This window comes from Methanolacinia petrolearia DSM 11571, from assembly GCF_000147875.1.
In the GTDB taxonomy this organism is placed as follows: Archaea; Halobacteriota; Methanomicrobia; order Methanomicrobiales; family Methanomicrobiaceae; genus Methanolacinia; species Methanolacinia petrolearia.
On record NC_014507.1, the window covers coordinates 2,424,120 to 2,436,452 of the forward strand.

At 49.6% G+C, this 12,333-nt stretch carries 11 protein-coding genes; 3 read left to right on the forward strand and 8 right to left on the reverse strand.

Annotated elements, in window-relative coordinates:
- Nucleotide 1: 1 nt before the first annotated feature.
- The 4 genes from wtpC to tsaA form a co-directional block, all read right to left on the reverse strand.
- Entirely contained in the window at nt 2–1,051 is a 1,050-nt protein-coding gene (gene wtpC, locus MPET_RS12235) for a tungstate ABC transporter ATP-binding protein WtpC (protein ID WP_013330347.1), read from the reverse strand.
- Nucleotides 1,052–1,062: 11 nt separating this feature from the next.
- Entirely contained in the window at nt 1,063–1,857 is a 795-nt protein-coding gene (locus MPET_RS12240; protein ID WP_013330348.1) for an ABC transporter permease, read from the reverse strand.
- Between the two features lie 163 nt (nt 1,858–2,020).
- Nucleotides 2,021–2,848, reverse strand: a complete 828-nt coding sequence (modA, locus tag MPET_RS12245) for a molybdate ABC transporter substrate-binding protein (protein WP_013330349.1) — start codon at nt 2,846–2,848, stop codon at nt 2,021–2,023.
- 105 nt (nt 2,849–2,953) lie between these two features.
- A complete protein-coding gene (tsaA, locus tag MPET_RS12250) occupies nt 2,954–3,499 on the reverse strand; it encodes a tRNA (N6-threonylcarbamoyladenosine(37)-N6)-methyltransferase TrmO (protein WP_013330350.1) in 546 nt (181 codons plus the stop codon).
- A gap of 320 nt (nt 3,500–3,819) precedes the next feature.
- On the opposite strand from tsaA, the gene MPET_RS12255 reads away from it, so the two are divergent.
- From MPET_RS12255 to MPET_RS12265, 3 genes are all read left to right on the forward strand, one after another.
- Nucleotides 3,820–5,214: a glutamate decarboxylase gene (locus MPET_RS12255; RefSeq protein WP_013330351.1), complete on the forward strand. Its 1,395-nt coding sequence runs from the start codon at nt 3,820–3,822 to the stop codon at nt 5,212–5,214.
- Between the two features lie 12 nt (nt 5,215–5,226).
- A complete protein-coding gene (locus MPET_RS12260) occupies nt 5,227–6,663 on the forward strand; it encodes an APC family permease (protein WP_013330352.1) in 1,437 nt (478 codons plus the stop codon).
- A gap of 206 nt (nt 6,664–6,869) precedes the next feature.
- Entirely contained in the window at nt 6,870–8,306 is a 1,437-nt protein-coding gene (locus MPET_RS12265; protein ID WP_013330353.1) for an APC family permease, read from the forward strand.
- A gap of 87 nt (nt 8,307–8,393) precedes the next feature.
- Here MPET_RS12265 and MPET_RS12270 read toward each other — a convergent pair whose 3' ends face one another.
- The 4 genes from MPET_RS12270 to MPET_RS12285 form a co-directional block, all read right to left on the reverse strand.
- On the reverse strand, nt 8,394–10,256 hold the full coding sequence (locus tag MPET_RS12270; protein ID WP_013330354.1) for a substrate-binding domain-containing protein: 1,863 nt from the start codon (nt 10,254–10,256) through the stop codon (nt 8,394–8,396).
- The gene (locus MPET_RS12275; protein ID WP_013330355.1) at nt 10,250–11,461 is read right to left on the reverse strand and encodes a molybdopterin molybdotransferase MoeA; all 1,212 of its coding nucleotides are present in this window, start codon (nt 11,459–11,461) and stop codon (nt 10,250–10,252) included. Before MPET_RS12275 ends, MPET_RS12270 begins: the two co-directional genes overlap by 7 nt.
- 28 nt (nt 11,462–11,489) lie before the next feature.
- Nucleotides 11,490–11,675 (reverse strand): hypothetical protein, encoded by a 186-nt coding sequence (locus MPET_RS12280; protein ID WP_013330356.1) that lies wholly within the window; start codon nt 11,673–11,675, stop codon nt 11,490–11,492.
- Between the two features lie 61 nt (nt 11,676–11,736).
- Entirely contained in the window at nt 11,737–12,330 is a 594-nt protein-coding gene (locus MPET_RS12285) for a PH domain-containing protein (protein WP_013330357.1), read from the reverse strand.
- Nucleotides 12,331–12,333: the final 3 nt, after the last annotated feature.

Below are 12,333 nucleotides of genomic sequence, written 5' to 3' on the forward strand. Positions count from 1 at the left end.
ATCACGAAAATACGTGAACAGCAGCAGCCTTGAAGGTCAGGAAGACCGAATCCCCTTCCATTATTCCGATATCGCTGAATCCTCTTCTCGTAAGGACGGTAACAAACGGGATTCCTGCGTCTACCCTGATCTCGACCATTGTTCCGTTGTTGGTGATACTTTCTACAATACCTTCGAATGAATTTCTTGCAGGTGTCTTCAAAGGTTCCCTTGAGAGCATTATGTCTTCCGGCCTCACTGAGGCATAGACCTTCCCTTCAATTCCTGTAGCAGTGGATACAATGTCAAGCCCATCGACCGTAATAACAGAACAGCCTGAACCGGATGTTATATCACCGCGGAATATGTTCTCCGTGCCCACGAATTCGGCAATGAACTTCGATTCGGGCTGTGAAAACACCTGATTGGGGACACCGGTTTGTATTATCTTTCCCTGGTTGAGGACTGCAACACGATCGGCAAGGGAGAAGACCTCCTCGAAGTTGTGGGTCACATGGAGAACGGTAGTCTTAAACCTCATATGAAGTCTCTTAAGCTCTTTTCTGAGCCTTTCCCGGGTTCTTACGTCAAGTGCGCTGAGAGGTTCATCAAGAAGAAGAACATCGGGCTCCATCACGATCGCCCTCGATATTGCAGTCCTCTGCTTCTCCCCACCGCTGAGATTAATAACGGACCGGTGAAGGAGATGCGAGATCCCGAGGATCCCCGCAACCTCGGACACCTTTTTCTCAATCTCGTCTGCCGGATTTTTTTTCACCGAAAGACCGAAGGCGATGTTTTCATACACGGAAAGGTGCGGGAAGAGCATATAATCCTGGTATACCATTGAGATGTTCCTGTCCTTCGGGTCGGCAAAAGTGATATCCTCTCCGTTCAGTTCGATGCTCCCTGAATCAGGCGGATATATCCCTGCAATAGTTTCGAGGACAATAGTTTTTCCGGCCCCCGTAGGCCCGAGGATAACCACGTATTCACCTTTCTCGATACTGAGATTTATCTTCTCAAGGGAGAATTCACCCAGTTTAATAGAAATATCTTTTAATTCCAGCATAGGCTACACCTTTAGATCTGAGTGGTTCCCCCGTATCTTTCAAACACGTACAATGAGATGATTGCAATAATTATCAGAATGGTCGCGGCAGCCGTTGCCATATTGAGATCACCTGTTGACATGTTCAAAAACACCGCAACAGGAAGCGATTCGGTTTTCATTCTCGTTGCCCCTGCGACCATTAAAGCCGCCCCGAATTCTCCTATAGCCCTCGACCAGGTAATCACGGTTCCTGCAAAAAACCCGTTCTTTGCCATCGGAAGTGTGACCTTTATAAATGCCTGAAGCTCACTGCACCCGAGAGTTCTCGCGACATATTCGTACCTAGGGCTTACCGACTGGAACGTAGATCTCAGGATTCGCACCATGAACGGAAGATTTACAAAGAACTGCGCCACGATTATCCCAAGAGGAGTGAATATGAATTCTATTCCCGCCGCTGCAAGACCTTTCCCAAGAGCTGTCTGCCCGAAGAGAAGAAGAAGGCCCACACCTGCCACAAGGGGAGGAAGTGCGATCGGGAGATCGATTGACGTGTTGATCAGATTCTTGAAGGGGAATTCATATCTTGCGAGTGCATAAGAAACCGGAACGGCAAAAAGTATGCAGAGCCCGGTCGAAGTCACTGACGTTACGATCGACAGGTAGATCGCAAACATCATCTCGTCCGAAAATATCGATGAGACTAACGCCTCCGGCCCTGGATATGAAACAATCAGCAGGAGCACGACCAGTATGAAAGCCGTAACGAATACCCCGACACCTATTGAAAACCTTTTGAGCCTGGAATGCCTGATATCACTCACTTATGCCACTCACCTTTCCGGTCAATAAAATCCTGGACCATCCATTTACAGATATATACATAAATTTCCTCTTAATCTGTTATGCCGGTTATTCCTGCAGAAATATTGCCAAAAGAACAGATTCCTGAAAACACAAAAACTGCAGGCTTCATAAATAAAAATATTATGGGGTGATGTCCGCATATTCCGAATTCGGATACACGATAAATCCGTATTCCTCGAATACGGCTTTGCCGCCTGAATCCGAGGCAACGAAATCTACAAACTTCTGGGCTGTCTCCGGTTGATCGGAGAATGTCAGAGTTCCAATAGGAATAATCTTTATCAGGTTCTGCGAACGCGGTATCTCAATTATCTCCATTGTTTCAGGATTGTAGAGATCCGACCAGATAATCGCTGCATCGGCATTGCCGAGTGTTATGTCGGTTACAATCTCGTTCACGGTCGCTCTCTGGACAACGACATTATCCATTACCTCGTCAAGGATGCCGCTCTTGTTGAAAATGTTCTTTGCAATCGTTCCGAGAGCCATGCTGTCCGGTTCACCCATGGAGACCTTTACGCCCTCTTTCGTGAGATCTTCAAGTGACGTTATGTTTGCGGGATTTCCCAAAGGCACACCGATGACCGGGATATGATATGCCACAAGGGATTCATTTCCTACATATCCCTTTTTCATGGCATTATTAAACTCAAGTGTTGCTCCCGGCATGAAGACATCCCCCATCTGTGTAAGCTCCATCTGGGCAAGGAGCTGACCGCACCCTGCATAATTGTATGTTACCGGAATTCCCGTCTCTTCAGTAAACTTTTCACCGATGATCTGCATCGGGGCTTTCATTCCTGCGCCGCAGTATACCAGCAGGCTCTCTTCGCCGGATGTATTTTCAGCCTGAACGGTGCCCGAATCGCCTGATCCGGTACATCCGCACAGTAATACGGCAAAAACCAGCAGAAGGCCGACTGTTGCAGCCAATAATTTTTTAACCATACGATTCAGTTTTACTTTTAAGGCATATTAAACAATTTCATTTGATTCGTTGATAAAAAAGAATTTTTCCGGATGCTTTGGATGATGAGAAATTTATTTCCAATATCATTCAACCTTGGTTCTTTCCCGGTCTCTCAGTTCTTTTGGGGTGGCATTCCACTCTTCGATATCGTCAAGGTGCTTTTCATCCACCCAGCCGCTCTTTACCTCCTCGCGGTGATCGAACCTGTATACATACGGCTTGATGTCAAGCAACGGTGTTCCGTCCAGGATATCGACCGAACCGATCTTCAGCCTGTTTCCCTTCACACCAAGGAGATCGACAATCGAGAATCCGATAGGATTGGGCCTGTTGAAATGACGGATCGCAAAGATCCCTTTCGGGTTCTCACCATCCAGGAAAGGCTCCTGGATCAGCTTAGGGCCTGTGGAGCGATCGAAATGGTACAAAAGAATGAGATGTGAAAATTTTTCTATATCCTTCAGCCCGGTCTCATACTCGGGGTACAACTCAATTTCACCCACAGAAGGGTTGAATATTCCCTGGATCGGTGTATTCTCCTGCTCGGTGTGCTCGGAATGTATCACTCCTATCGGCTTGTAGACTATCTCTCTTCCTTTCCAGTAATTTACAATATCATCAGTTGCCATAAACATCACATTTTATATATTGTGTTAAATCTTTTCGAAACCATGAACGAGGTTATATCGGATTGTAAAGACATTATTACTAACTTTTAAGTCCTGTTAAATATTGAGCACTATGATAAGAAAAAACTTCTTTCTTTACATTGCAATCTTAATTTTGAGACCTTTAATTGAGAAGAAACCATAATCCAAAAAGAACATTTAAATACCAGAATTTCATACTGTCAGCTTAACAGAAAATTTCGAACGAATCAGGCATCCGGGATCCTTTGAACTATTTGATTCGGAACTCCTGATTCATTTTTTTGTTGGAGGAATGAAAAATGGGACTAAAACATCCGAAAGGACCTAAACATAATGCAAAAGAGATAAGAATTGATCCGATTTTCGCACAGGAAGGCTTCAGGAGTATTCCCAGGTGCTCAATGCCCGAAAAGGAGATGAGCCCGGACCTGGCCTATCAGATTGTTCACGACGAACTGATGCTGGACGGAAATGCAAGGCTGAACCTCGCTACATTTGTCGGCACATGGATGGAGCCCCAGGCGCAGAAACTCGCGTCCGAGACATTCGACAAGAACATGATCGACAAGGACGAATACCCGCAGACCGCCGAACTTGAGATGCGGTGCGTAAGTATCCTCAGCCACCTCTGGAATTCACCAGATCCCGACAATTCGACCGGGTGCTCGACTACAGGATCGAGCGAGGCGGCAATGCTCGGGGGCCTTGCGATGAAGAGGAGATGGCAGCACAAGAGAAAGGCCGGAGGAAAACCTATCGACAATCCGAACATCGTTATGGGGATCAATGTGCAGGTCTGCTGGGAGAAGTTCGCGAACTACTGGGACGTCGAGATGCGTCTCGTCCCGATGGAAGGAAACCGCTTCCACCTCTCCGCCGAGGAGGCCATAAAACTCTGCGATGAAAATACCATAGGGGTCATTGCAATACTTGGTTCCACATTTGACGGATCATACGAGCCGGTAAAGGAGATCTGCGGCGCACTGGACAAGTTCCATGAGAAAACAGGGATCGACATCCCCGTCCATGTGGATGCAGCCTCCGGCGGGATGATCGCGCCCTTCCTCGACCAGGACCTGATATGGGACTTCCGCCTCCAGAGAGTTGCATCGATCAACACATCCGGGCACAAGTACGGGCTCGTATACCCGGGTGTGGGGTGGGTTGTCTGGAGAGACGCAAAGATGCTCCCCGAAGACCTGATATTCTACGTCAACTATCTGGGATCGAACATGCCAACATTCGCTCTCAACTTCTCAAGACCCGGTTCCCAGATCATACTCCAGTACTACAACTTCCTCCGCCTCGGCTTTGACGGGTATACGAAGGTACAGGGTTATGCACGCGAGGTAGCAATGTACCTCTCGAAAGAGATCGAAAATCTCGGACCGTTCGAACTTATTACAAGAGGCGATGAACTACCCGTCTTCGCGTTCAAACTCAGGGACAGCGTGAAAAATTTCTCTGTATTCGACGTATCGAACAAGATGCGGGAACGCGGGTGGCTCATTCCTGCGTACACGTTCCCGGCTAACAGGACCGATCTCGCAGCACTCCGCATAGTGGTAAGGAGAGGCCTCTCACAAGACCTGGCAGACCTCTTCCTCGACGATTTAAAGCGCCAGCTTCCGATACTTCAGAGCCAGCCGGAACCGGTTCACGACGAGAAGTCGGGGTCCGGATTCCATCACTGAAGAGGTCAGACCATGACAAATGAAGATAAGGCCGGACCGGCTGAAGTAAAACAGACAAAGACCATCAACTGGATAACGATGGCCCTCCTGACCACCGTCGCGGTCGCAAGCATACGCGGCCTTCCGGCGATGGCACCATACGGGCTGGGCTCCATCATCCTCTATGTGATCCCTGCCGTCGTTTTCCTTATCCCTACGGCACTTGTGGCAGCCGAACTCGCGAGCGGATGGGAAGGAGGTATATTCGGGTGGGTCTATGCAGCATACGGCGGCAGGGCCGGCATGGTCGCCATCTGGCAGCAGTGGATCCAGAATGTCGTCTGGTTCCCTGTACAGCTCGCCTTCTTCGCATCCGCACTTGCATACATCTTCAACCCCGGGCTGGCAGGAAGCGGGGTCTTCATCGGGGCCGTCATCATAGTTGTATACTGGATAGCTACTCTCCTGGCGCTGAGAGGTGTTAAGACATTCTCGGAGATAGGAAGTAAAGGGCTCATTATTGGTACACTAATACCGGTACTTGCCCTTGTAGTCCTCGCAATAATATTTATCGGGACCGGGGGGCAGCCGCAGATGAGTGTCTCGGCCTCAGGTTTCATCCCCGCATGGGCTGGCTTTGCCGGAGTCGTTCTTATAATAAGCAATTTCCTGTCATTTGCAGGCATGGAGATGAACGCAGTGCACGTCACCGACATGCACGACCCGGGGAAGAACTTCCACAAGTCGATCCTCCTGGCTTCGATCCTTATACTTCTTATCTTCATCCCCGGAACGCTGGCTATTGCAACCTGCCTTCCTGCATCACAGATCGACCTGACAACAGGTGTGTTCGTGGCATTCGAGACCCTTTTTGCTCATATAGGAATTACATGGGGAGCTACACTGATGGCAGTCCTCATCGTCATCGGCATACTTGCATCGGTCGTAACATGGATTCCCGGTCCAAGCAGGGGCCTGCTCCTTGTAGGAAAGGAAGGCTATCTTCCGCCGTGGTTCCAGAAGACTAACAAGGCAGGGATGCAGGAGAACATAATGGCCGTACAGGGCCTGATCGTCACTGCACTCGCACTATTTTATGCACTCATACCTTCTGTAGGCGAGGCCTTCTGGATATTGTCGGCGATGGCAGTTCAGCTCTATCTAATAATGTATGTAATGATGTTCCTGACGGCTATACGCCTACGTAAGACAGCTCCGGATGTAAAACGCGGATTCCGTGTCCCCGCGATGAAGCTTGTAGCCTCTGTAGGTGTAATAGCGAGTGTCGCCGCGTTCCTGATCGGCTTCATACAACCGGCAGGAGAGAACCTGAACCCTTTTTTCTATGCAGGAATACTTCTCATAGGTATCATCATCCTTGGTTCGGGTCCGTTCATTCTGCATGAATTTAAAAAACCCGAATGGGATCTCAGGCCAAAAGAAAAACCCGCGGCGAAGCAGGAAAACTGAAGATACAATATCTTCTTCATTTTTTAAAGCTCAGGAACAGGAAATTTCAGAATTCCGTATCATAGCAGCCCAATGACAACACATTTATACTAATCTCAGAAAAATGACGATATATTCCAAAATAAGTTCACAGAGCATAGAATCGGAATCATACTTGTGCTATAGGACGAAAAACCTGAAGTGAATATAATAGCAGGTGAGCTGAATTGAGAGATAATAGCGACAAAAACAAAACGGCACCAACTCCCCCAAAGGCAATCAACTGGATAACGATGGCCCTCCTGACCACCGTCGCGGTCGCAAGCATACGCGGTCTGCCTGCAATGGCACCCTACGGACTGGCATCGATTCTCCTATACGTGATCCCTGCGGTTGTCTTCCTTATTCCGACCGCCCTCGTATCTGCCGAACTTGCAAGCGGCTGGGAAGGAGGAGTATTCGGGTGGGTCAACGCAGCATACGGCGGAAACGCAGGAATGTTCGCCATATGGCAGCAGTGGGTACAGAACGTGGTGTGGTTTCCCGCCCAGCTCGCCTTCTTTGCCGCAGCCCTCGCTTATATATTCGACCCGGGGCTGGCAAACAACGGTTTGTTCGTGGGAATTGTCATAATTGCGGTCTACTGGATTGCAAACCACCTGGCATTAAGAGGCGTGGAGACTTTCTCGCAGGTCGGAAGCAAGGGGTTAATTGTAGGTACGCTGATTCCAGTTTTAGTCCTCGTAGTACTGGCAGTCGTCTTCATATCGACAGGAGGAAAGTCGTATATAACCGGGTCCGAGGCCAGCTTCATCCCGGTATGGGCAGGGTTTGCAAGTATAGTGCTTATCATAAGCAATTTTCTCTCTTACGCAGGAATGGAGATGAACGCTGTCCATGTCACCGATATGCACAACCCGGAGAAGACATTCCCGAAGGCAATGCTTCTTGCCTGCATACTTATTCTCCTGGTGTTCATCCCAGGGACCCTGGCAATATCGGTATGCCTCCCGGCATCAGGAATCAACCTGACAACCGGTGTCCTCCAGGCATTCGACGTCATGTTCTCTTATGTCGGAATCGCGTGGGGGACGCATGTTATGGCAGCTCTTATCGTTATAGGAATTCTGGCATCTGTCGTTATCTGGATTCCCGGTCCGAGCAAAGGGCTTCTCCTGGTCGGACAGGAGGGTTATCTCCCACCGTGGTTCCAGAAGACCAACAAAAACGGAATGCAGGAGAACATATTGCTGGTACAGGGAACTGCCGTAACGGTTCTGGCATTGTTCTTTGCATTTATTCCCTCGGTGCAGGAGGCGTTCTGGATACTATCGGCGATGTGCGTCCAGCTCTACCTCATCATGTACGTGATGATGTTCCTCTCCGCAATGCGGCTCAGGAAAACGGAGCCGGATAAAAAAAGAGGTTTCAGGGTTCCCGCGATGGGCGTTGTTGCGTCTCTCGGCCTCATTGCCAGCGTCCTTGCATTCGTCATCGGATTCTTTCAGCCTGCCGGGGCGAATATGAATCCCCTTGTCTATGCAGGAATCCTTCTCGCAGGCATATTACTTCTCGGAACATGGCCTATGTTCATCAGCAGATACAAAAAATCCGGCTGGGACCTGAGGCAAAAAGATAAAACTGAGTCTGAGCAGGGCACTTAAAAATAATAAAATCCTGAATATTTTCTTTTTATTATCCGGATTACAGCAGAAGATTCAATTAGCTATAATCAGAATTCAGTTTTTCAATTATTGGATTATTCTTCGCTTTCCTGTAATACCGGAATCATAACTGCCGGCATCATCCAGAACCCGCCTGAATTCTTCCGAGGATATTGCATCGATTAGCCTCATAACTCTCTCGTCCTGCATGTGCTCCGCCCGTACTGCGAGTTCGTACTGTTCGACTGCAACAGGCTCGAATTCAAGGCCGTAGGTCTTCGCTATCGAATACGACGTAAGTGCCGCATCGCAGTTTCCGCCTGCAACGGCTATTGCGGCAGAGAGCGGGTTGTTTACGACCCGGGAGTACCCGTTCACGGATTCGGGATCGATCGATCTTCCGGAAAAAAGCCTGTCGAGGACTATCCTGCATTCCGATCCTGCCGGCTGGTTGACTATGGATGAGCCGGGCAGTTCGTCGATTCCTATACCAGTCTTTGATGCGATGCCGAGAATGATTCCTGCAATCCCGGTCATGTGGATCTCTTCGCCAGGCATGTACTGCCTGATATATTCGGTATTATACCCCCCTTCGGCCGAGAGTGCATGAAGAGCCGCCGCATGGCAGATGTCTTTTTTCAGGGCGATAATCCCGCTGATATTTCCGGTATTTCCGTTGTGCAGCCAGATCTCCTCTTCGCTCAGGATGTTCGAGAGCCAGCCCATCGGTGGCTCCATGATCCCGGTCACGAGCAGAGACCTGTCGGCATGGGCGATGCTCCGGGTCATATTCAAAAAGACACTCTCTCCTTCGGCATAGCCTTCTATCGGAGCCGGGAGCCTGAGGTAGGCGTTCGATCGTATGGAGGCCATCTGAACACCTGCACCTCTCGACTGCTGCGACGCAATATAATGATCGCCGTGCTTCGCAACGGAAAGGAGGACGAACTCGTCGTAACCTACGTTCGAAGTAAGGTCGCCGGCAAGAGAGACCTCAAGTTTTTCCGAAGGCGGACCACTGAAACCGAGAGTATCAAGCAGGGGGCCGAGTATCTCCCTGAGTACAACCTGGGCCGATATCGGATAGCCCGGGAGGCCGATTACAGGTTTGCCTTCGATCTCCCCGAGGATCATCGGTTTTCCGGGCATCATTGAGATCCCGTGGAACACAAGTCTCCCCAGATCCCCGATCGCTCCTGCTGTAAAATCTCTTGTTCCAGCGGACGAACCTGCCGAAACAATTATAATATCGTTTTCAAGAACAGCCTCAGAGATCACGTCCCTTATCATTTCGGGATCGTCGGGTGTCGGGGGATAGCAGGTCGTATCGACATTTCTCTCACCAAGCCATGCCGCCGCCATTGTTATATTGCTTTCGACGACCTGTCCGGGTCCCGGTCTCGTTCCGATCGGAACAAGTTCGCTGCCGGTCGGGATCAGGCCGGCCCTGAGCTTTTTGACCACCGGATCGGTTACCCCGTATGTCCCGAGCGCCCCTATATCAAACGGCCTGATCCTGTAGTTCTTCGGAACAATGAGCTCTCCCTGCTTTATATCCTCGCCCGCTGCACGGACGTTCTGCCAGGGTCTTGCACTCTTCCGAATGGTGATCCCTTCGCCTTTCTCTTCGAACCACACATCCTCTATCATGACGACCGCATCATAGGTAAGCGGCACCGCATTCCCTGTATTGACCCTGAGAAAATCCCTGACCGAAACCGGGTTCTGCTCGCTCGCCGCGAACGTGTCGCTGCTCTTCAGTGCGACACCGTCCATCGCGGAGACATTGGTCACAGGAACACTGTATTCCGCATATACAGGGGAGGCGGCAACTCTTCCCGCAGATTCTGCAAGAGGAACCGTCCCCGAGGATTTAAGGGCCCCGAAAAGTTCCAGCACCTTCTCCACAGCCTCATCGAGGGTTATCTGGGAGAGATATCTCTTTACCAAAGGAATACCTCCACTTCCTCGCCGGCCTCAAGGCCCTCGCGGCCGGCCGGGATCTTAATTACGCCGTCGCTTTCCACGATGGTATTCAGGAGACCCGACTTTCCGAAAAGAGGCATGGCTTCATTTTCTGCGACCAGCTTTATACGCACATACTCCTCACGGCCTTTTTCCGAGGATATGTTTGTGACAAGCCTTGCTTTCCTGACAGACTTCATGGTATCTGAGAAACCGGCCATTGCTACGAGGAGATGGCGGACAATAACAGAGAGAACCATATACGTCGCGGCAGGATGCCCCGGAATTCCGATTACAGGCGTATCTTTAACCTTTGCGATAATCGTCGGCTTGCCCGGGGCAAGCATTACACCATGTGCAAGCACCTCGCCTTCGGTGTAGAGAACTCGGGCGGTGATATCGCGTATATCCTTCGAACTCCCGCCGGATATCAGGATCAGATCGCACTTGTCCACGCCGCTCCGGATAAGGGAGATCATCTCCTCCTCATTGTCCCTGACAATTCCGAGATGCAGCGGGATTCCCCCTTGTTTCCTGACGAATGCAGAACAGAGATAGCTGTTTACATCCCTGACCTCTCCAACCTTCGGTTTCTTGTCGACGGGGACGATCTCGATTCCTGTAGAGATTATTCCTACGACAGGTTTCTTCATGACCGGCACTTCATAGTAGCCTATCGCCGCCAGGGCCCCGAGATCTGATGCTGAAAGAACCTCTCCTCTTCCAAAAACAACGCCGCCTTCAGGAAAATCTTCGCCTTTTTTTACAACATTCTCACCGACTGCAACCGGCCGTTTGACAAGAACATCACCACCGACCTCATCGGTGTATTCTACCATTACGACCGCATCGGCCCCGTCAGGCATCTGACCGCCGGTAGGGATATTGAAGCATTCCCCCCTCGAAAGCGACATTTTCTCCCCGGCACCCATATCGATCCTTCCCTTCAGTTTCAGCATAGATGGGATCGAGTCGGTCGCATTTGTCGTATCCGCCGCGAAGACAGCGTAGCCGTCCTTCCATGACCGGTCAAAGCCCGGGATATCGATGTCGGACCTGACATCCTCTGAAAGAACCCTGCCAAGGGCATCATCGAGAAGGACTCTCTCCGGAGGCATCGCCGGTGCAATGGATTTTGCAAGATCCACTGCTTCATCTACTCTAATCAGGCTCAAAAAAGACGATTTCATAACTAACCCTGAATTGTCCCAAAAATGTTTATCTGAAGCAGCCGAGCTGGCACCCGCGGATTTTTATCTGGCTTGTATTGCAGTATTTACCTATATCAGCCAGAGGGATGCCATATTCTTTGTTTATCTCCATCGCCTGGGGGCATGTCATCACCTTCTCTATCCCCTTTTCCCGGAATATTCCGGCAAGTCTGGCTTTATACTCATCATCCATATATGATCATTGCTTTACAATAAATTAGAGTTTACCTAATGTTATATACATAAAAAGAGGATTATTTTTCAGCCATTTTATTCAGTATTTTTCTGATCTCCCGCAGTTCATCGAGGATCTCTCCGGATGAAACCTGTCCGGAACTCTCACTATCATCACCGCCCGTCGCCGCTGCAGCCGGCCCCCTGCTCCTCACGAAACCCATTATCATTTCGCGGAGGGGTTCGGGCTCTTCAATACCGGTTATCCTGATTTCCGCAACATTTTGCGCAGAATAACCGGCAGTCTGAATCCTGAGATTCGATATTCCGAAAATTCTCATCAGGGGGCCCTGCACGATATCGACATTGGTAATCCTGTTGTACGGAACAATTCCAGTCTGCCTGAACCACACGCCTCTCTTCCATGTCATCTCGGTTTCGTTCAGGTGATAGACGATCGATTTGTAATAAAGTGAATTCCATACGACAGTAACCAGGAGGGAGACAATCAACAGGGCAACGACTATAATATTCAGAATAGTGTTCTCAAAAACAGGTATGATCCACGCAATACAAAGCCACAGGATGATTACAACCAGGGAGACCACGATAAGATTATATTTTTTAAACCGCGTCACCGGCTTAAAATCCTTAAATAGCTCTATCTCTGACATACG